Source organism: Mycobacterium sp. WMMD1722, from assembly GCF_049315205.1.
In the GTDB taxonomy this organism is placed as follows: domain Bacteria; phylum Actinomycetota; class Actinomycetes; order Mycobacteriales; family Mycobacteriaceae; genus Mycobacterium.
On record NZ_CP186056.1, the window covers coordinates 3765315 to 3789728 of the forward strand.

Annotated in this window: 24 protein-coding genes; 17 read left to right on the top strand and 7 right to left on the bottom strand. The window is 69.0% G+C overall.

Annotated elements, in window-relative coordinates:
• Positions 1-111 precede the first annotated feature (111 nt).
• From ACN27E_RS17975 to ACN27E_RS18010, 8 genes are all read left to right on the top strand, one after another.
• Complete coding sequence (locus ACN27E_RS17975; RefSeq protein WP_422743490.1) at positions 112-657, top strand: PadR family transcriptional regulator; 546 nt, start codon at positions 112-114, stop codon at positions 655-657.
• Between the two features lie 40 nt (positions 658-697).
• Positions 698-1801 (top strand): inositol-3-phosphate synthase, encoded by a 1104-nt coding sequence (locus tag ACN27E_RS17980; protein WP_422743491.1) that lies wholly within the window; start codon positions 698-700, stop codon positions 1799-1801.
• Between the two features lie 104 nt (positions 1802-1905).
• Positions 1906-2799 carry an alpha/beta fold hydrolase gene (locus tag ACN27E_RS17985; protein WP_422743493.1) on the top strand — a complete coding sequence of 298 codons (894 nt, stop codon included), beginning with the start codon at positions 1906-1908 and terminating at the stop codon, positions 2797-2799.
• Between the two features lie 76 nt (positions 2800-2875).
• Positions 2876-4963, top strand: a complete 2088-nt coding sequence (locus tag ACN27E_RS17990) for a PhoX family protein (RefSeq protein ID WP_422743494.1) — start codon at positions 2876-2878, stop codon at positions 4961-4963.
• 28 nt (positions 4964-4991) lie between these two features.
• On the top strand, positions 4992-5792 hold the full coding sequence (locus ACN27E_RS17995) for an LLM class F420-dependent oxidoreductase (protein ID WP_422743496.1): 801 nt from the start codon (positions 4992-4994) through the stop codon (positions 5790-5792).
• A gap of 59 nt (positions 5793-5851) precedes the next feature.
• Positions 5852-7618: an ABC transporter substrate-binding protein/permease gene (locus tag ACN27E_RS18000; protein ID WP_422743498.1), complete on the top strand. Its 1767-nt coding sequence runs from the start codon at positions 5852-5854 to the stop codon at positions 7616-7618.
• Entirely contained in the window at positions 7618-8355 is a 738-nt protein-coding gene (locus ACN27E_RS18005) for an amino acid ABC transporter ATP-binding protein (protein ID WP_422743500.1), read from the top strand. Before ACN27E_RS18000 ends, ACN27E_RS18005 begins: the two co-directional genes overlap by 1 nt.
• Positions 8356-8409: 54 nt before the next feature.
• Positions 8410-8874, top strand: coding sequence for a MarR family winged helix-turn-helix transcriptional regulator (locus tag ACN27E_RS18010; protein ID WP_422743501.1), 465 nt, complete (start codon positions 8410-8412; stop codon positions 8872-8874).
• On the opposite strand, the gene ggh is transcribed toward ACN27E_RS18010, so the two are convergent.
• Positions 8871-10211: a glucosylglycerate hydrolase gene (gene ggh, locus ACN27E_RS18015; protein WP_422743502.1), complete on the bottom strand. Its 1341-nt coding sequence runs from the start codon at positions 10209-10211 to the stop codon at positions 8871-8873. The genes ACN27E_RS18010 and ggh overlap by 4 nt on opposite strands.
• Before the next feature lie 53 nt (positions 10212-10264).
• On the opposite strand from ggh, the gene ACN27E_RS18020 reads away from it, so the two are divergent.
• Positions 10265-10933, top strand: a complete 669-nt coding sequence (locus ACN27E_RS18020; protein WP_422743503.1) for an SDR family oxidoreductase — start codon at positions 10265-10267, stop codon at positions 10931-10933.
• Here the strand turns inward: ACN27E_RS18020 and ACN27E_RS18025 are convergent.
• A complete protein-coding gene (locus ACN27E_RS18025; protein ID WP_422743505.1) occupies positions 10914-11756 on the bottom strand; it encodes a class II fructose-bisphosphate aldolase in 843 nt (280 codons plus the stop codon). The two genes, ACN27E_RS18020 and ACN27E_RS18025, sit on opposite strands and share 20 nt — an antisense overlap.
• Before the next feature lie 83 nt (positions 11757-11839).
• Here ACN27E_RS18025 and ACN27E_RS18030 point away from each other — a divergent pair, with 83 nt between their 5' ends.
• From ACN27E_RS18030 to ACN27E_RS18040, 3 genes are read left to right on the top strand one after another with little or no spacing between them, the layout of a single operon-like run.
• The gene (locus ACN27E_RS18030; RefSeq protein WP_422743507.1) at positions 11840-13150 is read left to right on the top strand and encodes an FGGY-family carbohydrate kinase; all 1311 of its coding nucleotides are present in this window, start codon (positions 11840-11842) and stop codon (positions 13148-13150) included.
• Positions 13147-13923, top strand: a complete 777-nt coding sequence (locus tag ACN27E_RS18035; RefSeq protein ID WP_422743509.1) for a DeoR/GlpR family DNA-binding transcription regulator — start codon at positions 13147-13149, stop codon at positions 13921-13923. Before ACN27E_RS18030 ends, ACN27E_RS18035 begins: the two co-directional genes overlap by 4 nt.
• Positions 13920-14861 carry a 1-phosphofructokinase family hexose kinase gene (locus tag ACN27E_RS18040; protein WP_422743511.1) on the top strand — a complete coding sequence of 314 codons (942 nt, stop codon included), beginning with the start codon at positions 13920-13922 and terminating at the stop codon, positions 14859-14861. The genes ACN27E_RS18035 and ACN27E_RS18040 overlap by 4 nt, the downstream gene beginning before the upstream one ends.
• Here ACN27E_RS18040 and ACN27E_RS18045 read toward each other — a convergent pair.
• Positions 14815-15114, bottom strand: a complete 300-nt coding sequence (locus ACN27E_RS18045; RefSeq protein ID WP_422743512.1) for a heme-dependent oxidative N-demethylase subunit alpha family protein — start codon at positions 15112-15114, stop codon at positions 14815-14817. The genes ACN27E_RS18040 and ACN27E_RS18045 overlap by 47 nt on opposite strands.
• Between ACN27E_RS18045 and ACN27E_RS18050 the strand changes: the two genes are divergently transcribed.
• The gene (locus tag ACN27E_RS18050; protein WP_422743514.1) at positions 15097-15222 is read left to right on the top strand and encodes a hypothetical protein; all 126 of its coding nucleotides are present in this window, start codon (positions 15097-15099) and stop codon (positions 15220-15222) included. The two genes, ACN27E_RS18045 and ACN27E_RS18050, sit on opposite strands and share 18 nt — an antisense overlap.
• 1 nt (position 15223) lies before the next feature.
• Here ACN27E_RS18050 and leuS read toward each other — a convergent pair whose 3' ends face one another.
• Positions 15224-18088: a leucine--tRNA ligase gene (gene leuS / locus ACN27E_RS18055; RefSeq protein WP_422743515.1), complete on the bottom strand. Its 2865-nt coding sequence runs from the start codon at positions 18086-18088 to the stop codon at positions 15224-15226.
• A gap of 186 nt (positions 18089-18274) precedes the next feature.
• Between leuS and ACN27E_RS18060 the strand changes: the two genes are divergently transcribed.
• Both ACN27E_RS18060 and ACN27E_RS18065 read left to right on the top strand, forming a co-directional pair.
• A complete protein-coding gene (locus tag ACN27E_RS18060) occupies positions 18275-19186 on the top strand; it encodes an LpqN/LpqT family lipoprotein (protein ID WP_422743517.1) in 912 nt (303 codons plus the stop codon).
• 34 nt (positions 19187-19220) lie between these two features.
• Positions 19221-19586 (top strand): hypothetical protein, encoded by a 366-nt coding sequence (locus ACN27E_RS18065; RefSeq protein ID WP_422743519.1) that lies wholly within the window; start codon positions 19221-19223, stop codon positions 19584-19586.
• 1 nt (position 19587) lies between these two features.
• Here ACN27E_RS18065 and ACN27E_RS18070 read toward each other — a convergent pair whose 3' ends face one another.
• The gene (locus ACN27E_RS18070) at positions 19588-20193 is read right to left on the bottom strand and encodes a YqgE/AlgH family protein (RefSeq protein ID WP_422743520.1); all 606 of its coding nucleotides are present in this window, start codon (positions 20191-20193) and stop codon (positions 19588-19590) included.
• An 88-nt stretch (positions 20194-20281) separates the two neighbouring features.
• Here ACN27E_RS18070 and ACN27E_RS18075 point away from each other — a divergent pair, with 88 nt between their 5' ends.
• Together ACN27E_RS18075 and ACN27E_RS18080 are read left to right on the top strand one after the other, a co-directional pair.
• Positions 20282-21565, top strand: coding sequence for an MFS transporter (locus tag ACN27E_RS18075; RefSeq protein ID WP_422743522.1), 1284 nt, complete (start codon positions 20282-20284; stop codon positions 21563-21565).
• A gap of 10 nt (positions 21566-21575) precedes the next feature.
• Complete coding sequence (locus ACN27E_RS18080) at positions 21576-22352, top strand: TIGR03084 family metal-binding protein (RefSeq protein WP_422743523.1); 777 nt, start codon at positions 21576-21578, stop codon at positions 22350-22352.
• A 16-nt stretch (positions 22353-22368) separates the two neighbouring features.
• Here the strand turns inward: ACN27E_RS18080 and ACN27E_RS18085 are convergent, their stop codons facing one another.
• Complete coding sequence (locus tag ACN27E_RS18085) at positions 22369-22866, bottom strand: pullulanase (RefSeq protein WP_422743525.1); 498 nt, start codon at positions 22864-22866, stop codon at positions 22369-22371.
• An 18-nt stretch (positions 22867-22884) separates the two neighbouring features.
• Entirely contained in the window at positions 22885-24372 is a 1488-nt protein-coding gene (locus tag ACN27E_RS18090) for a CCA tRNA nucleotidyltransferase (RefSeq protein ID WP_422743526.1), read from the bottom strand.
• Positions 24373-24414: the final 42 nt, after the last annotated feature.

Sequence of the window (24414 nt, forward strand, 5' to 3'; positions counted from 1 at the left end):
CGCGGAAACGAGGGGTGAACAGAAGTAGCGCCGTATATATCGGTTCGATACAGTGAGCCGAGGTGTCGCAGCGTCGTAGCGGCAAACACGTCGATTCGAGGAGGTGGCCCGGTGCTGGAACTCGCCGTACTCGGCCTGCTGCTCGAATCCCCGATGCACGGCTACGAGCTGCGCAAACGCCTGACCGGATTACTCGGGGCCTTTCGCGCTTTCTCCTACGGTTCGCTCTACCCGGCACTGCGTCGCATGCAGACCGACGGGTTGATCGCCGAGGACGCCGCCCCGGACGGCGTTCCCAAGATGCGCCGCGCCCGCCGGGTCTACCGGCTGACCGACGCCGGGAAACAGCGCTTCACCGAACTCGTGGCCGACACCGGGCCACAGAACTACTCCGACGACGGGTTCGGTGTGCACCTGGCCTTCTTCAACCGCACCCCGGCCGAGGCCAGGATGCGCATCCTCGAAGGCCGTCGTCGACAGGTGGAGGAACGTCGTGAAGGTCTGCGCGAAGCAGTGGCGCGGGCCAGCACCTCACTCGACCGCTACACCCGGCAGCTGCATCAGCTGGGTCTGGAGTCGAGCGAGCGCGAAGTGAAGTGGCTCAACGAGTTGATTGCGGCGGAACGTCTGAGCCAGGGGCGCTCAGAGAATGCGTGAGATCAGCCTTGCGATAGCGATCAAGGCCGAGAACGACTGAATGACAGTAGGAGAGGGAGATCTTCCAATGACTGAGCACGGAGACATCCGGGTCGCGATTGTCGGCGTCGGCAACTGCGCGTCCTCGCTGGTACAGGGCGTGCAGTACTACAAGGACGCGGACGAGAACGCGACCGTGCCCGGTCTGATGCACGTGAAGTTCGGCCAGTACCACGTGCGCGACGTCAAGTTCGTCGCCGCGTTCGACGTCGACGCCAAAAAGGTCGGCTTCGACCTGTCCGAGGCGATCTTCGCATCGGAGAACAACACCATCAAGATCGCCGACGTGCCGCCCAGCGACGTCATCGTCCAGCGCGGCCCGACGCTCGACGGCATCGGCAAGTACTACGCCGACACCATCGAGGTGTCCGACGTCGAGGCCGTCGACGTGGTCAAGGCGCTCAAGGACGCCGAGGTCGACGTCCTGGTGTCCTACCTGCCCGTCGGCTCGGAAGAAGCCGACAAGTTCTACGCCCAGTGCGCCATCGACGCGGGTGTCGCCTTCGTCAACGCCCTGCCCGTCTTCATCGCCTCCGATCCGGTGTGGGCGAAGAAGTTCGCCGACGCCGGTGTGCCGATCGTCGGCGACGACATCAAGAGCCAGGTCGGCGCGACCATCACCCACCGCGTGATGGCCAAACTCTTCGAGGACCGCGGCGTTCAGCTCGACCGCACCATGCAGCTCAACGTGGGCGGCAACATGGACTTCCTCAACATGCTCGAGCGCTCGCGGCTGGAGTCGAAAAAGATCTCCAAGACCCAGGCCGTCACCAGCAACCTGCAGCGCGAGTTCAACACCAAGGACGTGCACATCGGCCCGTCGGATCACGTCGGCTGGCTCGACGACCGCAAGTGGGCCTACGTGCGGCTCGAAGGCCGGGCGTTCGGCGACGTGCCGCTGAATCTCGAGTACAAGCTCGAGGTGTGGGACTCGCCGAACTCGGCCGGCGTCATCATCGACGCCGTGCGTGCGGCCAAGATCGCCAAGGACCGCGGTATCGGCGGCCCCGTCGAGGCGGCCTCGGCCTACCTCATGAAGAGCCCACCCAAGCAGCTGGCCGACGACGTCGCCCGCGCGCAGCTGGAGACCTTCATCGAGGGCTGACCCCCAACCTGTCGCCGGAAGCCCGCCCAGACGAACGTTTGGGCGGGCTTTTGCGAGTGCGGGCCACCATGTCGTCGATCCCGGCGACGCGATTAGATGGACCGATGATCTCCGACGACGAGTTGACCGGCCTCGACGAGTTCGCGCTGCTCGAGGAGAACGCCGCGCAGATCGGAGCGACCGGCGCGCTGCCGCCGGTCGAGCGGATCGACAGCGGGCCGGTCAGCGCACTGCGGTGGGGATCGCAACCCCCGCAGCTGGTGTTCCTGCACGGCGGCGGCCAGAACGCGCACACCTGGGACACCGTCATCCTCGGCCTGGGTCTGCCGGCGTTGGCGATCGACCTGCCCGGCCACGGGCGGTCCGCCTGGCGCGAGGACGGCGACTATGGACCGAAGCTCAACGCCGAAACGCTGCGCCCGGTGCTGCGGGAATGGGCCCCGCAGCCGCGGTTGATGGTGGGGATGTCGCTCGGCGGGCTGACCGCGCTGCGCATCGCCGCCACCGACCCTGCGCTGGTGCCGGAACTGGTGCTCGTCGACGTGACGCCGTCGGCACCCGAGCGGCACGAGCAGATGACGCAGGCCCAACTCGGCGCGGTCGCGCTGGTACGCGGCGACCGGGAGTTCCCGTCCTTCGAGGCGATGCTCGACAAGACCGTCGCCGCCTCCCCGCACCGCGACCGCAACTCGCTGCGGCGCGGGGTGTTCCACAATTCCAAGCGTCTCGACGACGGGACGTGGACGTGGCGCTACGACTCGTTCCGCAAGGGCGACGGGTTCGAGGGTCTGTGGGACGACGTCCCGACGATCACGATGCCGACGACGTTGGTGCGCGGCGCCAAATCGTTCTTCGTCAACGACGAGGACGCGCAGGCCTTCGCCGACGGCGCACCGGGGTTCCGCGAGACGGTGGTGGTGCCGGACGCCGGACATTCGGTGCAGGGCGATCAACCCCAGGCGCTGGTCGACATCCTGCGTGCGGTGTTGGATCGATAGGAGGTCGACCGCCCCGTCACCGGCTGTTCACCTGGTGCTTGCCGGCCGCTCGTCTCCCTACCGTAATTTCCGCGCCATGACGCTGGTACCCCTGAATCTTCTTGTCTCTCACGACGGCCGATCGAAGCGTCAACACATCACCTGCCGCTACAAATGCGGCGACGCATGCTCCAAGCCGGTGCCCAACCGCAGCGACAACGAGTACTTCGGCGACATCGTCAAGACCGTGTCGCGCCGCTCGGTCCTGCAGGCGACCGGCGTCACGGTGCTGGCCGTCGGCGCCGGTTCGGTCCTGGCGGCGTGCGGCGGGAAGGACTCCGCGGCCCCGGCGTCGAGCAGTTCCACCGCAGCCGCCCCGGAGCCGCTGCCCGGCATGCGATTCGACGCCGTCGCCCCCAACAGCGACGACGCCGTGGTGGTTCCGCAGGGCTATCAGCAGTCCGTGGTGATCAGCTGGGGGGACCCGGTGCTGCCGGGCGCGCCCGCGTTCGACGTCACCAACCAGACCGGGGCCGCGCAGCGCGGCCAGTTCGGCTTCAACAACGACTTCGCCGGTCTGCTGCCCATCCCGGACCAGCCCGGCCACTTCCTGCTCGTCACGAACTTCGAATACGCCACCCCGCAATTCATGTTCCCCGGGTTCGACCCCAAGGCCCCGACGCGTGAACAGTTCGACGTCGAGATCGCGTCGATGGGCATGGGTGTGGTCGAGGTGGAACGCACACCCGAGGGCGGTCTGCGCCCGGTGATGGGGCGCTTCAACCGGCGAATCACGGCCGACACCCCGTTCGCACTGACCGGACCGGGTGCGGGCACCGACTTCGTCAAAACCGCTGCCGACCCCGACGGACGTACCGTGCTGGGCACCATCGCCAACTGTTCCGGTGGCGTCACGCCATGGGGCACAGTGCTTTCCGGCGAAGAGAACTTCCACACCTACTTCGGAGCGCCCGACGGGACCCCCGGCCCGAACCCGGTCGACGCCGATCGGCTGGATCGCTACGGCGTCAAACTAGAACCGTCCGAACTGCTGTGGGAGACGTTCGATCCGCGCTGGGACCTCGCCAAGACGCCGAACGAGGTGAACCGGTTCGGCTACGTCGTCGAACTCAACCCGTGGGACCCCAACTCGACACCGGTCAAGCACAGTGCACTGGGTCGCTTCAAACACGAGGCCGCCAACATCCACGTCGCCGACGACGGCACCGTGGTGGCCTACAGCGGCGACGACGAACGTTTCGACTACATGTACAAGTTCGTGTCCAGCCGCAAGATGGCGCCCGGCAGCCCGAACGGTTCCGACCCGGCCGCCATGGCGAACAACATGGCGATCCTCGACGAGGGCACCCTCTATGTCGCCAAGCTCTCCAGCGACATCCCGCCCAGTGAGATCGACGGCTCGGGCACCCTGCCGGCCAAAGGCTCCTTCAGCGGCACCGGGACGTGGCTGCCGCTGCTGCGCTCCGGACCCGACGGGCAGGCTGAATCCCTGGTGCCGGGTATCTCGCCGCAAGAGGTCGCGGTCTTCACCCGGATGGCCGCCGACAAGGCCGGCGCCACCAAGATGGACCGGCCCGAGGACTTCGAGGCCAACCCCAAGTCCGGCAAGCTCTACGTCGCGCTGACCAACAACGACGAACGCGGAGCGGCCGGTGAGGCGCCCGCCGATGCGGCCAACCCCCGCAACGACAACAAGAGCGGGCAGATCCTCGAGATCACCGACAACCACACCGGCACCGATTTCACCTGGGATCTGCTGCTGGTCTGCGGTGACCCGGCGGCGGCCGACACCTATTACGCGGGCTTCGACAAGGCGAAGGTCAGTCCGATCTCCTGCCCGGACAATCTGGCGTTCGACAGCCACGGGAATCTGTGGATCTCCACCGACGGCAACGCGCTGGACTCCAACGACGGTCTGTTCGCCGTCGCGCTCGACGGCCCCAACCGTGGCGAGACCAAACAGTTCCTCACCGTGCCGCTCGGCGCGGAGACCTGCGGACCGGTCGTCACCGACGACCTCGTCACCGTCTGCGTCCAGCATCCCGGCGAGAACGACGAGAACAGCATCGACGACCCGCAGTCACGCTGGCCGGAGGGCGGGAACGGCACCGCGCGGCCGTCGGTGGTGGCGGTGTGGAAGACCGACGGGCAGATCGGGGTGTAATCCTCGCCGCGAGTGGATAAACGCACCCATGACCTCAGGGACCAATCCCGTTCGCATCGGCGTGCAGCTCCAGCCGCAGCACTCTCCCGAATACCGCCACATCCGTGACGCCGTCCGCCGCTGTGAAGACATCGGCGTCGACGTCGCCTTCAACTGGGACCACTTCTTTCCGCTGTACGGCGATCCGGACGGCGCCCACTACGAATGCTGGACCATGCTGGCGGCGTGGGCCGAGCAGACCTCGCGCATCGAGTTCGGCGCGCTGGTCACCTGCAACAGCTATCGCAACCCCGAACTGCTCGCCGACATGGCCCGCACCGTCGACCACATCAGCGACGGCCGGCTGATCCTGGGCATCGGCTCGGGCTGGAAGCAGAAGGACTACGACGAATACGGCTACGAATTCGGCACCGCGGGCAGCCGCCTCGACGATCTGGCCCAGGCACTACCACGGATCGAATCCCGGCTGGCCAAACTCAATCCGGCGCCGACCCGCAAGATCCCCATCCTGATCGGCGGGCAGGGCGAGAAGAAGACGCTGCGGCTGGTCGCCGAACACGCCGACATCTGGCACGGCTTCACCGATCGAAGCACCTACCCCGGCAAGGCCGAAGTGCTCGACCGGCACTGCGCGGACGTCGGGCGGGATCCCGGCGCCGTCGAACGGTCCTCGGGCGTGCCGGAGGACACCGAGGAGAAGATGCTCGCCGAGGCGGACGCGCTGGTGGATCTCGGCGTCACCCTGCTCACCATCGGGGTCAACGGACCCGATTACGACCTCACGCGCGCCGAGGCGCTGTGCCGGTGGCGCGACGGCCGCACAGGCTGACGGCCATCGGGGTGAGCCGAACCGTTGGTCCGCGCAGGCGCGACCGCTAGGTTGCTCGCATGAAATTCGGACGGCTCGCGGCGTTACTCGCGACGCTCCTGATGGTGCTGGCCCTCGGCAGCGCCGCGCCGGTCGGCGCCCAAGTCGACCAGTGCGCGCCGCCCGGCCCCCAGAGCGCCAGCGCCCTGCCCGCCAATCTCGCCGCGGCGGCGCAGGGCCCGGACGCCGACCGGTACACCACCCCTGACGTCCGTCCGCTGGACAGCATCGACGTGAACGCACTCGGCCTCGCCCAGCCGGGCACCATCACCGTCGGCACACTGTCCGACGCGCCCCCGAGTATCTGCATCGACTCGACCGGCCAGTTCACCGGATTCGACAACGAGCTGCTGCGGGCGATCGCCGAAAAGCTCGGTGTGCGGGTCAACTTCGTGGGAACCGAATTCTCCGGTCTGCTCGCCCAGACCGCGGCCCGGCGTTTCGACGTCGCCTCCTCCTCGATCACCACCACCGACGCGCGCCGGCAGACCGTCGGGTTCACCAACGGCTACGACTTCGGTTACTTCTCCCTCGTCGTCCCCAGCGGCTCGTCGATCACCGGATTCGGTCAACTCAAGGCCGGCGACCGGATCGGTGTGGTCCAGGGCACCGTGCAGGAGGAGTACGTCGTCAACACCCTGGGCCTGGAACCGGTGAAGTACCCCGACTACAACACCGTCTACGCCAGCCTCAAGACCCGGCAGATCGACGCGTGGGTGGCGCCGTCACAGCAGGCGCAGGGAACCGTTCAGCCGGGCGACCCTGCCCAGATCGTCGAGAACACGTTCAGCCTCGACAACTTCATCGCCTACGCCGTCGCCAAGGACAACCAGCCGCTGATCGACGCGCTGAACTCCGGCCTGGACGCCGTCATCGCCGACGGCACCTGGGCGGAGCTGTACACCGACTGGGTGCCCCGCGTGATCCCACCGGGATGGAAACCCGGGTCGAAGGCCGCGCCGGAACCGCAACTGCCCGACTTCGCCGCGATCGCCGCCGAACGCCAGGACCAGCCCGTCACCTCGACCGGGCCGAAATCGACTCTGGCGCAGTTGAAGGACTCGTTCCTCGACTGGAACCTGTACAAACAGGCCATCCCCGACCTGCTCAAGACCGGGCTGCCCAACACCCTGATCCTGACGATCAGCGCGAGCGTCATCGGGCTCGTGCTCGGGATGGCGCTGGCCGTCGCCGGCATCTCCGGCTCCCGGCTGCTGCGCTGGCCGGCCCGCGTGTACACCGACATCTTCCGCGGTCTGCCCGAGGTGGTGATCATCCTGCTGATCGGTCTCGGAGTCGGGCCGGTCGTCGGTGGGCTGACCGGGAACAACCCGTTCCCGCTGGGCATCGCCGCGCTCGGTCTCATGGCCGCCGCCTACATCGGCGAGATCTTCCGTTCCGGCATCCAGAGCGTGGAGGCCGGTCAGCTGGAGGCCTCCCGCGCGCTGGGGTTCAGCTATTCGTCGTCGATGCGGCTGATCGTCATCCCGCAGGGGGTGCGGCGGGTGCTGCCCGCGCTGATGAACCAGTTCATCTCGCTGCTCAAAGCGTCATCGCTGGTCTACTTCCTCGGGTTGATCGCCGATCAGCGTGAGCTGTTCCAGGTCGGCCGAGATCTCAACGCGCAGACCGGCAATCTGTCCCCGCTGGTGGCCGCCGGGCTCTTCTACCTCATGCTGACCATCCCGCTGACCCATCTGGTGAATTTCGTCGACGCCCGCTTGCGACGCGGGCGGCGACCCACCGAGGAGACACCGAACCCGGCCACCACCCAGGAGATGATCTGATGCCGGATGTCGAGTCGGTGTCGTTGCGCGCCAGTGATATCCACCTGGCATTCGGCCCCAACAAGGTGCTTGCGGGTATCGACCTGGACGTCGCGGCGGGCAGCACGGCGGCCGTCATCGGCCCCTCCGGATCCGGTAAGTCGACGCTGCTGCGGACCCTGAACCGACTCTACGAACCCGACCGCGGCGACATCCTGCTCGACGGACGATCGGTGCTACGGGACAACCCCGATCAGCTGCGCCAGCGGATCGGCATGGTCTTCCAGCAGTTCAATCTGTTCCCGCATCGCAGCGTGCTCGACAACGTGACGCTGGGCCCACGCAAGCTCAAGAAGCTGGACGCGGACGCCGCACGGGAACTGGGCCTGGCGCAACTCGACCGGGTCGGCCTGCGGCAGAAGGCCGACGTACGGCCGGGCACGCTGTCGGGCGGCCAGCAGCAGCGGGTCGCGATCGCACGGGCCTTGGCGATGGCCCCACAGGTGATGTTCTTCGACGAGGCGACATCGGCGCTGGATCCCGAACTGGTCAAGGGCATCCTGGCGTTGATGGCCGACCTGGCCGCCGACGGGATGACGATGGTGGTGGTCACCCACGAGATGGGCTTCGCCCGTTCCACGGCCGACACCGTGGTGTTCATGGACCACGGCCAGGTGGTGGAGGCCGGACCGCCGCAGCAGATCTTCGACGGCGCCCAGACCGATCGGCTGCAACGCTTCCTGTCACAGGTGCTCTAAGAATCACTGCGCATCAGCGTGCCGTCCGGGTCAGACAGGTTAGACTGGCGAACTATGGTGGAGACCGAGACGCAGGTCACCGAGCTCGCGGAGGAACTGCAGCGAGTTCTTTCCAAGGTGTTCTCGGTGTTGCGGCGCGGTGACGCCAACCGTGGCGCCGGCGGCGATCTGACGCTGGCTCAACTCTCGATCCTGCTCACCCTGCTCGAATGCGGACCGATGCGGATGACGGAGCTGGCCGCCCACGAACGCGTCCGTACCCCCACCACCACCGTGGCGATCCGCCGCCTCGAGAAGCTCGGCCTGGTGAAGCGCTCCCGCGATCCGTCTGATCTGCGGGCGGTACTGGTCGAGGTGACGCCGGAAGGGCTAGTCCAGCATCGGGAGGCGCTGGCCACCCGTCGCGCGCAGTTGGCGTCGCTGCTCGCCCAGCTCACCGAGAGCGACCTCGACACGCTGGCCAAGGCGCTCGCCCCCCTCGAGCGGCTGGCCGACCAGCACGTCGACCCGCCCGGCTAACCCAGCCAGTCCAGCACCGCGGCCGCGGTCCACGACTGCTGCATACTGCCCAACGGCTCACCGGTGAACGGTTCGTAGTATTCGGCGAACGTCCCGTCGCTGGCCTGGCGCAGACCCTCGTGCCGCAGCACCCGGGCCCGCTCCGCCCAACCACGCCGGGCGAAGCACCACGCGAACAGCCAGGTCATCACCGGCCATACCGGCCCGCGCCAGTACTCCCGGGAGCGGAAGTCCCGCGACACCGGTGACGTCGACGGGATACAGGCATACTTCAGATCGGGGTGCCCGCAGAACCGTGGCCCCTCCAGCAGGCGCAGCAGCGCCCGCTCACGGTCGTGCGCCAACCCGCCGCACAGTAGCGGTGCGAACTGGGCCACCGTCTCAGTGGCTACCCAGCTCTCGGCGCGCACATCGTAATCCCTTGCCGCACCGGTTCTTTCGTCGGTCGTCTCGATGACGCCGGCGCGGAAGCGGTCGGCCCAGCCGAACAGGTCGCGGACGTCGGCGTGCGGGCGCTTGTAGTCCTCCCCGATCTCGGCGAGCACCTGACAGGCGACCGAGAAGATCGCCGAGACGAAGACGTCCTCGACGGCGAAACTCATCACCTTCGGCAGCAGGTCGTCCTCGTAGCGCACGGACTTCATCTCCTCGAGCAGCCACAGATAGCGGTCATACTCGAGGTCGGAGGGCCGTTGGCTCGAATCGGTGATGATCGCGTTGTCCTCGCGCTGGTATTCGGGCACCGCGCCCGGAACGACCTTGGCGTAGGCGGCATCCCAGCGCGGAGAATTGTCCATACCGGATTCCCAGCCGTGATACAGCGTGATGCGTCCGCGACCGTTCTGATCGCGGGATTCAGCCAACCAGCGGTGCCACCGCACCAGATCGTCCCACCGGCGGTCGAGGAACGAGGCGGCCACCGCGCGGGTGGAACGGCCCCGGGTGCGGGCGTGGTCGAGGATGCGCTGAACGGCGATGGCATGCACCGGTGGCTGGGTGATTCCGGATGTGTGGCGGCTGCGGGGCGCATCGGCGGCCAGCGCCGAGCAGGCCCACCGCGCGGGGCCGGGAAAGTAGCCGTCCACGCCGTTGGCGAAAACGATGTGCGGGATCATGCCGTTGCGCCACTGCGCGGAGAGCAGCGTGTCCAGCTCGACGACCGCCCGTTCGACACTCAGTGGTGCCAGCCCGATCGCGACGAACGCGGCGTCCCAGCTCCACATGTGCGGATAGAGCAGCGGGGCGGCGGTGGTCATCACACCCAGGTCGTTGCCGCGCAACAGGTAGGCGGCTCGGGCCGCGAGCTGCGTGGGCGCGAAGCTGGGATCGTGGGGCATCCGTTCCATGATGCGACGCGCGGGGCGGTTCTGCAGGTCGGTAGGTTGGCGGTATGCCGACCGCGATGATCACCGGAGCCAGCCGCGGCCTCGGAGCCGCCCTGGCGACGGCACTGGCCCCGACCCACACGCTGTTCCTGGCCGGCCGTCCGTCGCCCGCGCTCGACGAGGTGGCCCATGGACTCGGCGCCACCACCTGGGGGATCGACTTCGCCGATCCGGACGCGATCCCGGCGGCGGTCGAGCCGATCGTCGAACTCGACGTGTTGGTGCACAACGCAGGTGTCGCGTATCCGGCCCGGGTCGCCGAATCCACCGTCGAGCAGTGGCAATCCACGCTGGCGGTGAATGTCGTTGGGCCGGTGGCGCTGACGCTGGCCCTGCTGCCCGCGTTGCGGGCGGCCGGAGGTCAGGTGGTCTTCATCAACTCCGGGTCGGGCATCAACGCCTCGCCCGGGCTGGCGTCGTATTCGGCCAGCAAGTTCGCGCTGCGCGGGTTCGCCGATTCACTGCGCAACGACGAGCCCGCGCTGCGGGTGACGTCGGTGCACCCGGGCCGGATCGCCACCGACATGCAGCAGGATCTCAACGCCTACGAGGGCCGCGAGTACGACCCGGCGAACTATCTGAGCGCCGAGACCGTCGCACGCCTGACGGCCGAGGCGATCGACGCACCGGCCGACGCGCATGTGCACGAGGTGATCATCCGTCCCCGCGGGTGATCGCCGAGATGATCGCGGCGACCGTGTCGGCCGTCGCCTCCCGCGCCGGGGCCAGGTAGGCGCGCGGGTCGACGCCGTCGTTGTGCGACAGGTGCTTTCGCACCGCATCGGTGAACGCCACATTGAGGATCGTGCCGACGTTGATCTTGGTGATACCGGATCGGACCGCGTGCCGCAGATCGTCGTCGGGGACACCCGAGGAGCCGTGGAGCACCAACGGCACCGGGACAGCGGCCTGCAGCCGCCCGATCAGGTCGAAGTCCAGGCGGGCACCCCTGGTCGTCATCGCATGTGAGCTGCCCACGGCGACGGCCAGGGCGTCGACCCCGGTTGCCGCGACGAAGGCGGCCGCCTCGCCCGGGTCGGTGCGCACGCCGGGCGCGTGCGCCCCGTCTTTGCCGCCGACCTCGCCCAGTTCCGCCTCGAGGAAGAGTCCGTGGCGGTGCGCCCAGTCGGCAGCGGCCCGGGTGGCCGCCACATTCGCGTCGTAGTCGAGTTTCGATGCGTCGAACATGACCGAGCTCGCTCCGGCATCAGCGGCGGCGTGCAACAGGTCGGACTGCTCGACGTGATCCAGATGGACAGCTACCGGGACGGCGGCGAGCGCGGCGACCGCGTGCGCCGCGGCCAGGATCGGTTTCACCTGGCCGTGATGAAAGCGCACCGCATTTTCGCTGACTTGCAGGATGACCGGTTGTCCGACGCGCTCGGCCGCGGTGGCGATCGCCTCCGCATGCTCGAGGGTGATCACGTTGAAGGCGGCCAGGCCCGAGCCATGCTCGTGCGCGACGCCGACGAGTTCAGCGGTGGTGACGAGCGGCATGAGATTCCTCCCGGGCTTGACCAGCTGCCAACGAAACGCAACGATATCCATCAAACACCAACACCCGACGGCGAGGAGTGCCGGTGTCCGTGGAGTTGTTCGTCGGCCTGGACGTCGGCACCACCGCCGTCAAGGCGGTGGCGTTCGACGGGGCTGGCCGGCCGGTCGCCTCCGGGCAGGCCGGCACCCCCTGGACGATCACGCCGGCCGGCGCCGAGGTGGCCGCCCGGGATCTGCTGAGCTCCGCCGGCCGGGCACTGGCGGAACTGTCCGCGGCCTGCCCGGCCGGTCCGATGGTGGCGCTCGGCGTGACGGGTATCGCCGAATCGGGTGTCCTCGTCGACCGATCCGGTGAGCCGGTGGCACCGGTGATCGCCTGGCATGACACCCGCGACGACACCGAAATCGCCGAGCTGCGGCAGGCGTTCGGCGATGGTGACGAATTCTCGGCCGTCACGGGCCTACCCCTGCGGCAGCAGTGGTCGATCACCAAACATCGCTGGCTACAGCGTCACTCGCCGCACAGCCGGACCGCAGTACGGCGCTTCAACGTGGCCGAATGGCTGGTGCGCGCACTGGGCGGGGAAGAGGCCACCGAACAGTCCCTCGCCTCCCGGACCGGGTGGCTGGACATGCGGCGGCGGCAATGGTGGCCCGAAGCACTTGCCTGGTCCCACACCGCCGAATCCCTGATGCCGCCGATCGTCACCGCCGGCACACCCCTGGGGACGGTCAGTTCCGAGGCCGGTCTGGGTCGGCTGACGGGCGCGACGCTCACCGTCGCCGGACACGATCATCAGGTCGCCGCCATCGGAGCCGGGGCCGCCGGTCGGGGCGATGAACTCGATTCCTGCGGCACCGCCGAGGCATTGGTACGCAGCGTCGCTCCGGGTCTGACCGCGGCGCAGGTGATCGAACTGACCGGCCGCGGGATCACCGTCGGATGGCACGCCGCCGCCGAGCACTGGTGCCTGCTCGGGGGGACCCAGGGCGGCCTCGCCCTGGGTCGGATCCTGCACATGCTCGGCCATCCGCGCGCCGAACTCGACCGAGCCGCCCTCGCAGAGCCGTCCGCACCCGTGCGGGTGACGGCGCCCGCGTTCGCACTCGCGACGATCTCCGACATCGGCGACGACGTCACCCCGGGCCAGGTCTGGCGTGCGGCCATTGAGACGGTCACCGATCAGGTCGCCGATCTGCACGACGCCATGACCGCCGCCACCGGTCCGCACGCCCGCTTCGTGGTGACCGGCGGATGGTCGACCAGCCCGGCTCTCATGGAGGTCAAGCGGCAGCGCTTCGGCGCCGTCACCCGCGCGGCGGTCGAACAGCCCGGTGCGCTCGGTGCCGCCATGCTGGCAGCGAAAGCCGCTGGGACGGTGCTCGATTCGTGACGAACCCAGAGCAGGTGCGCTATGCCGAACAGCGCCGCCTTCACGTGATGGAGACGTTGCGCCGGACCGGCCGTGTCGACGCCCTCGGCATCGCCCGGGAACTCGACGTCACCCGCGAGACGATCCGCAAGGATCTCATAGTCCTCGAGCGTCGGGGATTGCTCCGACGCGTCCATGGCGGCGCGATGCCCGTCACGAGTCTGTCCTACGAACCCGCCGTCGACACGCGCACGGAGAACACGGCCGAGAAGACCCGGATTGCGCTCGCGGCGCTGGCCCATGTGCCGCGGCGAGGGTCGGTGCTCCTCGACGCGGGGTCGACGACCCGCCAACTGGTCGACCGCTTCCCCGGTGATCGCGAGCTGACCGTGTACACCAACACCCTTCCCTTCGCGATCGAGCTGGTGCAGCGTCCGCTGCTCACCGTGTTCACCCTCGGCGGACGGGTGCGCCGACCCACCTCTGCCGAGGTGGACGACTGGGCATGCCGGGCGTTGGCCGAGATCAACGTCGACGTCGCGTTTCTCGGCGCCAACGGCATCAGCCCCGACCGCGGACTGACCACCCCCGACCCCGCAGAGGCCGCGGTCAAACGACGCATGCTGGCCTGCGCGCGCCGCCGGATCCTGTTGGCCGACCACAGCAAGGTGGGACAGGTGCGTGGTGTGCAGTACGCCGATCTGACCGACGTGGACCTGTTGATCACCGACACCGGCCTGTCTCCGCAGTGGCAAGACGTGATCGGCGAGATGACGGCGGTGCACCGGGCATGATCCTGACCGTCACGCCGAATCCGAGCGTCGACCGCACCGTGCTGCTGGACCGACTGATCCCCGGTGCGGTCAACCGATCGACCCGAAGTTGGAGCGAGCCCAGCGGTAAGGGTGTCAACGTGTCACTCGCGCTGTCCAGCAACGGAACTGCGTCGCATGCTGTTTTACCGGCCGGCGGGGCCAGCGGTGCGCAGCTGCGGCAGATGCTTGCCGCGGCGGGGCTGCCGGTCACCTATGTCCCGATCGAAGGCTCCATTCGCAGCAACATCAGCCTGGCTCAGGCCGACGGCGTCGTCACCAAGATCAACGAGACCGGCCCGCAGCTGCACGCCGCGGAGATCGACGCCCTGATCGATGCGGTGGTGGCGCACCTCGACGGCGCGCAGTGGCTGGTCTGCGCGGGCAGCCTTCCGGCCGGCGCGCCCGACAATCTGTACGCGCGCCTCTGCGAGCATGCCCACCGCCACGCCGTCGCTGTCGCCGTCGACAGTTCGGGTGCTCCGCTGGCCAGCTGTCTGGCCGCCGAACCCACTGTGATCAAACCGAATACGGGTGAACTGGCGCAGCTGACCGGGACATCGCCCGGCACGCTCGGTGAGGTGCTCGCGGCGGCGGAGGAGGTGCGGCGGCGCGGGGCCGGCGCCGTGCTTGCCAGCCTCGGCGCCGAGGGGGCCGTGCTGGTCGACGCCGACGGTGTTCTGCACGGACGGGCCGTGGTGAACCGCGTGGTCAGCACCGTCGGGGCCGGAGATGCGCTGCTTGCCGGCTATCTATCGGCCGCGCGGCGGCCGCGTGAGCAGCAGTTGGCCGCGGCGCTGCAATGGGCGGCCGCCGCCGTCGGGCACGAGGGGACGCTGTTCCAGCTCGGTGCGAGCCCGGCTCAGATCACCCTCACCGACGCGCCCGATCTGTCGCTGCCCGTCGCAGCCACGCTGTGAGTTCCTCGCGGATCGCGGCGTAGCCCTTGTCATGGGCGAGGTCGTCGGGCAGTTCGGTCACCACCGCAGTCAGCTGCGCAAGCCAGGCAAGGACTGCGGCGATCTCGCCGAGGGTGCACATCTGGGTACGGATCAGAAAGAGGATGGCGCCGGACGCGGGGAGCCGGACGGTGTGCTGCACCTCGACCCGCAGCACGGCTTGATGGCCTTCATCGACGGGGTGTCGGCGTACTCGGTGCTCTTCCCGCAGCACTACACCTTCGATGCCGTCGCCGAGCTGGGGACCGACTTCCTGTCCGGCATCATCTCGCCGTTGCCCGAGCCGTTGGTCGACGGCTACGAGCCGCCCCGGCGCAACTGATCTAGGCGACGATGTTGACCAGTTTGCCCGGCACCACGATCACCTTCTTGGGCGTTGCGCCGTCGAGGAACGCCTGCACCTTGTCGTCGGCCAGAGCGGCCGCCTGCAGGGCATCGCGGTCCGCGTCGGCGGCGACGGTGATCCGGCTGCGGACCTTGCCGTTGACCTGAACCGGGTACTCGGCGGTGTCGGTGACCAGATACTGCGGGTCGGCCTGCGGGAACGGCCCGTGCGCCAGCGAGGCGTCGTGTCCGAGCCGCCGCCACAACTCCTCGGCCAGATGCGGGGCCAGCGGAGCGACCATCAGCACCAGTGGCTCGATCGCCGCCCGCGCCGACACTCCGGCCTTCGTCAGGTGGTTGGTGTACTCGATCAGCTTCGCCGCCGCGGTGTTGTTGCGCAGCGCCGCATAGTCTTCCGCGACCCCGGCGATCGTCCGGTGCAGCGACCGCAGGGTCTCGGTATCCAGCGCCTCGTGGGCGGCGACCCGCACCGCACCCGTCTGCTCGTCGACCACCAGCCGCCACACCCGCTGCAGGAACCGGTGCGCGCCGACGACGTCCTTGGTCGCCCAGGGGCGCGAAGCCTCCAGCGGGCCCATCGACATCTCGTAGACCCGCAGGGTGTCCGCGCCGTAGCTGTCGCAGATCTCGTCCGGCGAAACGGAATTCTTCAGGCTCTTACCGATCTTGCCGAACTCCTGGAACACCTCGATCTCACCGTCCGCGGCCGGGTACCAGAACTTCCCGTCGCGTTCGACGACCTCGGCGGCGGGCACATAGGAGCCGCGCGAATCGGTGTAGGCGAACGCCTGGATGTAACCCTGATTCACCAGGCGGCGGTAGGGCTCCCGCGAACTGACATGCCCCAGGTCGTGCAGCACCTTGTGCCAGAACCGGCAGTACAACAGGTGCAGCACGGCATGCTCGACGCCCCCGACGTACATGTCGACGCCACCGGGATCCCCTGGCCCGTGCTCGTCGGGGCGCGGACCCATCCAATACGCCTCGTTCTCCTTGGCGCACAACGCTTCTGAGTTATGGGGGTCGGTGTAGCGCAGCTCGTACCAGGAGCTGCCCGCCCACTGCGGCATGACGTTGGTGTCACGGGTGTAGGTCTGCAGTCCGTCGCCGAGATCCAATTCGACGGTGACCCATTCGGTGGCTTTGTTGAGCGGTGGGTTCGGCTCGCTGTCGGCGTCATCCGGGTCGAACAACACCGGCGAATAGTCCGGGATGTCGGGAAGTTCCACCGGGAGCGCGGATTCCGGCAGCGCGTGAGCGCCACCGTCGCTGGCGTAGACGATGGGGAAAGGTTCACCCCAGTACCGCTGACGGGCGAACAGCCAATCGCGCAGCTTGTACTCGATGCGGACCTGACCGCGTCCCTGTCCGACCAGCCGTTCGGTGATCGCCGCCTTGGCTGCGGCTACGTCCATTCCGTCGAGATAATCGGAGTTCACCAGCCGGCCGTCGCCGGCGTAGGCGGACTCGTCGATATCGCCACCGGAGATCACCTCGACCACCGGCAGCCCGAACTCGCGGGCGAACTCCCAGTCGCGCTGGTCGTGACCGGGGACCGCCATGATCGCTCCGGTGCCGTAGCCGATCAGCACGTAGTCGGCGATGAAGATCGGAACTCGGCGACCGTCGGCGGGATTGGTCGCATAGGCGCCGAGGAACGCGCCGGTCTTGGTCTTGTTCTCCTGGCGCTCCACATCGGACTTCGCGGCGATCGCCGCACGGTAGGCCGACACCGCCTCGGCTGGGCTACCCGCCCCGTAGGTCCACCGCTCGTCGACCCCGTCGGGCCACTGCCCGGCCGTCAACTCCTCGACGAGCGGATGCTCCGGTGCCAGCACCAGATACGTGGCGCCGAACAGGGTGTCGGGGCGCGTCGTGAACACCTCGATGTCACCGACATCGGTACCGAACAACACACTGGCACCGGTCGAGCGGCCGATCCAGTTGCGCTGCATCGTCTTGACCTTCTCCGGCCAGTCCAGCCCGTCGAGGTCTTCGAGCAGCCGGTCGGAGTAGGCGGTGATGCGCATCATCCACTGCCGCAAGCGCTTACGGAACACCGGGAAGTTGCCGCGATCGCTGCGACCGTCCGCGGTGACCTCTTCGTTGGCCAGCACGGTGCCCAGCCCGGGACACCAGTTGACCATCGAGTCCGCGCGGTACACCAGCCGGTAGGAGTCGATCACATCGGCGCGCTCCCCGGGCGACAGCGCGGACCAGTCGCCGCCGCCGTCCAACTTCCGTGCGCCGCTGTCGAATTCGGCGACCAGCTCGGTGATCGGTCTGGCCTTCTGCACGTCCCGGTCGAACCAGGCGTTGTAGATCTGCAGGAAGATCCACTGCGTCCAACGATAGAAGTCGACGTCGGTGGTGGAGAAGCTGCGCCGGGTGTCGTGCCCGAGCCCCAGCCGCCCGAGCTGCCGGCGGAAGTTGACGATGTTGGCCTCGGTGCGGGTGCGCGGATGGGTGCCGGTCTGCACGGCGTACTGCTCGGCCGGCAGCCCGAACGCGTCGAATCCCAGCGCGTGCAACACGTTGCGACCGGTCATGCGGTAGTAGCGGGCGTAGACATCGGTGGCGATGTAACCCAGCGGATGCCCGACGTGCAGCCCCTCCCCCGACGGGTAGGGGAACATGTCCTGGACGAACATCTTGTCCGCGGGCACCGAGCCGTCGGCCGGCGCGAGATCACCGACCGGGTTGGGGACGTTGAACGTGCCCCGTTCGGCCCACGTCTGCTGCCATGTCTGCTCGATACGCCCCGCCAGATCCGCGGTGTAGCGGTGCTGCGGCACGTCGGCATCTGCGGCCGGGTCGGGCTGCGTGGTCGGGGCTTCTGTCACCTCATCAGGGTATCGATGCGCTCTCTACGCCTCTCGGCGACCACGGAGGACCGGGATCGGCCACGTCTTGGTATCGGTTGCGTCGCGGAGAGGTCAGGGCTTGATCCCAGGTCGGTTCCGGGCCTGTCGGGCGGCACCCGGGCGTGGATACATTCGGCGCCTGGCACAGGAGGGGAGGACGGCTCGATGACCGGGAAGATCGGTATCGCCCGCGGACGGCGGGCTCTGACGGGCGGCGCAGCCCTGGGGGTGGCCGGTGCGATCGGCCTCGCGTGCGCAGCGAGCGCGTGGGCGCAGCCGCTCTACCCGCAGCCACCGGTTCCCCGTCCCGGCACCGTGGCGGTCGCACCCACGGCCGCGCCGGTCACCGGAGCCGCAGCCACCGCCCCGGGGGCCCTGGCCACTGCGCCGGCGACCGCCGCACCTGCTCCCGTCGCCCCACCCGCGCCGACCGTTCTGCCGGCCACGTCAGGCACGCTCGCGGAGTTCTTCGCCAGCAAGGGCGTCGCGATGCAGCCGCAGGCGCCGCGCGACTTCAAGGCACTCAACATCACGCTGCCGATGCCGGCGGGATGGGCCTACATCCCCGATCCGAACGTGCCCGACGCGTATGCCGTGATCGCGGACCGGGTCGGCGGTGACGGGCTGTACTCGTCCAACGCCCAGATCCGGGTCTACAAGCTGGTCGGCGAGTTCAATCCGGACGAGGCGATCGGACACGGCTTCATCGACAGCCAGATGCTGCCGGCCTGGCGCACCACCAGGGCCTCGCTGGCGCAGTTCAACGGCATGCCGTCGTCGCTGATCGAGGGCACCTACCGCGAGAACAACATGACGCTGAACACCTCCCGTCGCCACGTCATCGCCACCTCGGGCGCGGACCGATATCTGGTATCGCTCGGGGTGACGACCACCGTCGAGCAGGCGGTCGCCGCGGCCGACGCCACCGACGCCATCGCGAACGGGTTCAAGGTGAGCTCGCCGACCGCGGCGCCCCCGGCTGCGGCACCACCGGCTGCGGCACCGCCGGCCGCCGTGCCGGCGCTTCCCACCGCACCGGGCGTCGCCGCGCTGCCGACCCCGCTGGGGATGCCCTGACACCGGGCGCGCCGCCCCTCGTATCCTGATCGGCATGGTGATCGCCGCTGCGCTGTGTCTGATCGCGGCCCTCGCGATCGGTGGCACCGGCGGGTGGCTGCTGACCCGCCCGCACGGCGGCGACCCGCTCCGGCTGAGTCTGCGCGCGGTGGCCCCGACCCAATTCGCCGCCGCGGTGATGCTGGCCGCCGGCGGGATCGTCGGGCTGGCGGCGCCCCCGGTGACGGGGATGCTCGCCGTGATCGCCTGCGTGATCGGCGCGGTGGGCACCGTCGCGGCCGGCTGCTGGCAGAGCGCCAAGGCCATCACCCGGGCCGGCCAGCTCGCCGACGCGGCCGACGCCGCGGACGCCGAGGGCTGCGCGGGCAGCTGCGCCAGCTGCGTGCTGTCCTGCCGGTGAACTAGTTGCGGCTGACGTCGATCGGATGTGTCGCGAGCAACGACAGCGGCAACGGCTGGCGGCGCAGGATCCGCGCCCACAGATCGACCCTCGGCTCGACCAGCACATCCGACGGCAGCGCCGACAGCACGATCCAGTCGTCGCGTTCGATCTCGCCCTCCAGCTGCCCGATGGTCCAGCCGCTGTAACCGGCGAAGATGCGGATCCCCTCGACCACCGGGGCCAGCGAATCCGGATCGGCGTCGAGATCGACCATCGCCATCCGTCCTGCGACGTGGCGCAGCCCCGGCACGCCGGTGGCCTCCATGCCGACGCGCAGCGTCGCCAGACACAGCGCCGCGTCGCGTTTGACCGGACCGCCGACGAACATGGTCTTGGGTTTCGTGGTCAGCTTCGCCCACTGCGGCAGCACGTTGTACACGGCCGTTTCGCTCGGCCGGTTGAGCACCACCCCGAGAGTGCCGCCGTCGTTGTGCTCGACGACGTAGATGACGCTGCGCCGGAACGTCGGCTCCATCAGATCGGTGTTGGCCAGCAGCAGCGTCCCCGCCCGTACGCGGTGGGCCGCGGGGGCGATGAAATCCTCCGGATCCTCTGACTGCGCCACAGCGACCATCATGTCACCAGCGCACCGCAGGCGTAGCGAACAGGCGGGCGCCGATTCGATATTTGTACTGTGGACCGGGTGATTTCCGGTGCCTGACGCCTCCGCTTCCCGCGCCCTGTGGCGATCGGTGCGTAGCCTGCCCGAATTCCGCCGCCTGCTCGAACTGCGGGCCGTCAGCCAGTTCGGGGATGGCCTGTTCCAGGGCGGCCTGGCCGGGGCGATCCTGTTCAATCCCGACCGCGCGGCCGAACCGTGGGCCATCGCGGGTGCGTTCGCCGTCCTGTTCCTGCCGTACTCGCTGCTGGGGCCGTTCGCCGGCGCGCTGCTGGACCGCTGGGACCGGCGGCTGGTTCTGGTCGGCGCCAACCTCGGCCGGCTCCTGCTGGTACTCGCGGTGGCCGGGCTGCTCGCGCTGCGCGCGGGCGATCTGCTGCTGTTGTCGGGCGCGCTGATCGTCAACGGGTTCACCCGCTTCGTGTCCTCCGGACTGTCCGCGGCGCTGCCGCACGTCGTGCCCCGCGAGCAGGTGGTCGCCATGAACTCGGTGGCGACGGCCACCGGTGCGGCCGCCACCTTCCTCGGGGCGAACTTCATGCTGCTACCCCGCTGGCTGTTCGGTGCCGACGACGCCGGCGCCTCGGCGATCATCCTGATCGCCGCGCTGCCGGTCGCGCTGGCGCTGTGGCTGGCGATCCGCTTCGGACGGCACGTACTCGGACCCGACGACAGCGTTCGCGCGATCCACGGTTCGGTCGCCTACGCCGTGGCGACCGGCTGGGTGCACGGTGCCCGGACGGTGCGTTCGGTGCCGACCGTCGCGGCCACCCTGTCCGGTCTGGCGGCGCACCGTATCGCCTTCGGCATCAACACCCTGCTGGTGCTGGTGATGGTGCGGCACAGCGACACGCAGGCCGTCGCCGGACTCGGCACCGCGGTGCTGTTCGTCGCCGCGACCGGTACCGGATCATTCCTGGCGACCATCGCGACCCCGGCGGTGATCGCCCGCTGGGGCCGCTACCGCACCGTGAGCGGGGCGCTCGGGGCCGCGGTGGTGTTCCAGCTCGCCGGGCTCGGGCTGCACCTGCCGGTGCTGATGGTGTGCGGCTTCCTGCTGGGCGCCGCGGGTCAGATCGTCAAGCTCTGCGCCGACACCGCCATGCAGATCGACGTCGACGACGCGCTGCGCGGTCATGTCTTCACCGTGCAGGATTCACTGTTCTGGATCACGTTCATCGGGGCGATCGCGGTGGCGGCCAGCGTCATCCCCGCCGACGGACACGCGCCTGCGCTCGCCGCCGCAGGCGCGGTCGTCTACCTGCTCGGCCTGCTGGGGGCGGGCACGATCGGCCGCCGCGCCCAGCGGCAGGGTTAATCTGTCGGCCATGGCCGCAGCCGAGCATCTGGTCGCCGACCTCAAGGCCGAGAGCGACGACCTCGACGCACTGGTCGCCGGTCTCGACGCCGCGCAATGGTCGATCCCCACCCCGGCGCCGGGTTGGACGATCGCCCACCAGATCGCGCACCTGCTGTGGACCGATCGGGTTGCGGTGCTGTCGGCGACCGATGCGGATGGATTCAATCTGGTGCTCGGCGAGGCCGCGCAGGACCCCGCCGGATTCGTCGACCGCGCGGCGGACGACCTGGCGACCACCCCACCCGCCGAGCTGCTCGAGGACTGGCGCCGCACCCGGACCCGGTTGCACGACGCCCTGCTCGACGTGCCCGACGGCCGCAAACTGCCGTGGTTCGGACCGCCGATGAGCGCGGCGTCGATGGCCACCGCACGCCTGATGGAGACCTGGGCGCACGGGCTCGACGTCGCCGACGCGCTGGCGGTGCGCCGCCCCGCGACCGCCCGGCTGAAGTCGATCGCCCACATCGGGGTGCGCACCCGCGACTTCGCCTTCGCGGTACACGGACTGACCCCGCCGGCGGAGCCGTTTCACGTGGAACTGTCCGCTCCGGACGGTTCGACCTGGTCGTGGGGCCCTGAGGATGCCGGGCAGCGGGTCACCGGATCGGCTGAGGACTTCTGCTACCTGGTGACCCAGCGGCGGCCGCGTGCAGAGCTCGACGTGACCGCCGACGGCGCGGACGCCGAGAAGTGGCTGACGATCGCCCAGGCGTTCGCCGGGCCGCCCGGCGCCGGACGCGACTGACGGTCGGCCGAACGCGCTACAGCCCCGCAGCCGCATCGGCGCGACCGTCGCCGTCGGCATCGGACAGGCGCACGTCCCAGTGCCCGTCGCCATCGGTGTCCACCCACACGGTGTCCTCGCCGTCCACCCGGTCGGCCACCCCGTCATCGTCGGTGTCCACCAGCTGCTCGGCGACCTGCCCGTCGGCGTCGAAGTCGACCGGTGAGGTGCCGGTCTGTTCGGCACCGTCGAGCCCGAACCAGCGCAGCTGACCGCCGTGATCGGCGCGCACCAGCCAGGTGCCCGCGCCGTCGTCGGTGAAATAGGCCTCCGCGACGTCGTCGTCGTCCAGGTCGAGGACGGCGTGGTCGGCCAGCCCGTCGCCGTCGAGATCGGCCAACGCGTCGTCGATGCGGCCGTCACCGTCGACATCGAGTCCGACCGCGTCGAATACGCCGTCACCGTCGATGTCCACATCCGGCTCGGCCGGCCACAGGGTTGCCGAACCGTCACCGTCGCCCAGGCAGTACTCCATAGCCGATCAGACGCGGCGCTACCCTCTCGCGTTCCACCACGCCAGCAATTCGGCGACCGCCTCATCGTGTGACAGCGGTCCACGGTCCAGGCGCAGCTCTTTGAGGTATTGCCAGGCCTGGCCCACCTGCGGACCGGCCGGGATGCCCAGGATCTGCATGATCTCGTTGCCGTCGAGATCGGGCCGGACCCGCTGCAGATCCTCCTTGGCGGCCAGATCGGCGATGCGCTGTTCGAGATCGTCGTAATTGGCCTGCAGCCGCGCGGCCCGCCGCTTGTTGCGGGTGGTGCAGTCCGCGCGCACCAGCTTGTGCAGCCGGCCCAGCAGCGGTCCGGCGTCGGTCACGTACCGGCGCACCGCCGAGTCGGTCCACTTGCCGTCCCCGTAGCCGTGGAAGCGCAGATGCAGATACACCAGCTGCGAGACGTCGTCGACCATCTGTTTGGAGTACTTCAGCGCCCGCAGCCGTTTGCGCGTCATCTTCGCTCCCACCACCTCGTGGTGGTGGAAACTCACCCCGCCGTCGGGCTCATGCCGCCGGGTCGGGGGCTTGCCGATGTCGTGCAGCAGCGCAGCCCAGCGCAGCACCAGATCGGGCCCGCCCCGGTCTTCCCCCGAGTCCCCCCGAGGTGCCCCTTCCAGGTCCATGGCCTGCTGCAACACCGTCAGTGAATGCTGGTAGACGTCCTTGTGCTGGTGGTGCTCGTCGATCGCCATCCGCATCGCCCCCACCTCGGGCAGCACCACGTCGCCGAGCCCGGTCTCGACCAACAGCTCGATCCCGGCGACCGGATCGGCGCCCAGCAGCATCTTGTCCAGTTCGGCGGCCACCCGTTCGGCGGTGATCCGGCCCAGCTGCGGTGCCATCTCCGTCATCGCGGTCCGGACCCGGGGCGCGACGGTGAAGCGCAGCTGCGAGGCGAAGCGTGCGGCGCGCAGCATCCGCAGCGGGTCGTCACCGAACGACACCTCGGGCGCCGCCGGCGTGTCCAGCAGCCGGTCTCCCAGCGCGGTCAGCCCACCGAGCGGGTCGTGGAAATCGCCCAGCCCACCCGGCTTCTCGGGGTCCACCCGCACGGCCATGGCGTTGACGGTGAAATCGCGCCGCACCAGATCGTCGTCGAGTCGGTCACCGAAACGTACCTGCGGATTTCGCGAGACCTGGTCGTAGGTGTCGGCGCGGAAGGTGGTGATCTCCAGCCGGTCCTGATGGCCCGGGGAGCCCTTGGCGACCCCCACCGTGCCGAACTCGATGCCGGTGTCCCACATCGCATCGGCCCACGAGCGCAGGAACCTCTGCATCTGTTCGGGCCGCGCGTCGGTGGTGAAGTCGAGGTCGGTGCCCAGCCGGCCCAGCAACGCATCGCGGACGCTGCCGCCGACCAGATACAGCTCGTGACCCGCCGCCGCGAACACCGAACCCAGATCCCGCAGGATGTCGCCGTGCCGGTTCAGCGCCACCGCGGCACGGGCGAGCAGCTCATCGTCGGCGATCTCGTCAGGCACGTTCGTAGAGGGTAACGGTCCGGTGGCGACCGGCGAGTGCCG

What these genes read in the sequence shown, in the direction of transcription:
- ACN27E_RS17980 (WP_422743491.1), top strand. Translation starts at nt 698, where the DNA reads ATGACAGTAGGAGAGGGAGATCTTCCAATGACTGAGCACGGAGACATC.
- ACN27E_RS18005 (WP_422743500.1), top strand. Translation starts at nt 7,618, where the DNA reads ATGCCGGATGTCGAGTCGGTGTCGTTGCGCGCCAGTGATATCCACCTG.
- ACN27E_RS18040 (WP_422743511.1), top strand. Translation starts at nt 13,920, where the DNA reads ATGATCCTGACCGTCACGCCGAATCCGAGCGTCGACCGCACCGTGCTG.
- ACN27E_RS18080 (WP_422743523.1), top strand. Translation starts at nt 21,576, where the DNA reads ATGGCCGCAGCCGAGCATCTGGTCGCCGACCTCAAGGCCGAGAGCGAC.
- ACN27E_RS17985 (WP_422743493.1), top strand. Translation starts at nt 1,906, where the DNA reads ATGATCTCCGACGACGAGTTGACCGGCCTCGACGAGTTCGCGCTGCTC.
- ACN27E_RS17995 (WP_422743496.1), top strand. Translation starts at nt 4,992, where the DNA reads ATGACCTCAGGGACCAATCCCGTTCGCATCGGCGTGCAGCTCCAGCCG.
- ACN27E_RS18010 (WP_422743501.1), top strand. Translation starts at nt 8,410, where the DNA reads ATGGTGGAGACCGAGACGCAGGTCACCGAGCTCGCGGAGGAACTGCAG.
- ACN27E_RS18065 (WP_422743519.1), top strand. Translation starts at nt 19,221, where the DNA reads ATGGTGATCGCCGCTGCGCTGTGTCTGATCGCGGCCCTCGCGATCGGT.
- ACN27E_RS18085 (WP_422743525.1), bottom strand. Translation starts at nt 22,866, where the DNA reads ATGGAGTACTGCCTGGGCGACGGTGACGGTTCGGCAACCCTGTGGCCG.
- ACN27E_RS18000 (WP_422743498.1), top strand. Translation starts at nt 5,852, where the DNA reads ATGAAATTCGGACGGCTCGCGGCGTTACTCGCGACGCTCCTGATGGTG.
- ggh (WP_422743502.1), bottom strand. Translation starts at nt 10,211, where the DNA reads ATGCCCCACGATCCCAGCTTCGCGCCCACGCAGCTCGCGGCCCGAGCC.
- ACN27E_RS18060 (WP_422743517.1), top strand. Translation starts at nt 18,275, where the DNA reads ATGACCGGGAAGATCGGTATCGCCCGCGGACGGCGGGCTCTGACGGGC.
- ACN27E_RS18020 (WP_422743503.1), top strand. Translation starts at nt 10,265, where the DNA reads ATGCCGACCGCGATGATCACCGGAGCCAGCCGCGGCCTCGGAGCCGCC.
- ACN27E_RS17990 (WP_422743494.1), top strand. Translation starts at nt 2,876, where the DNA reads ATGACGCTGGTACCCCTGAATCTTCTTGTCTCTCACGACGGCCGATCG.
- ACN27E_RS18025 (WP_422743505.1), bottom strand. Translation starts at nt 11,756, where the DNA reads ATGCCGCTCGTCACCACCGCTGAACTCGTCGGCGTCGCGCACGAGCAT.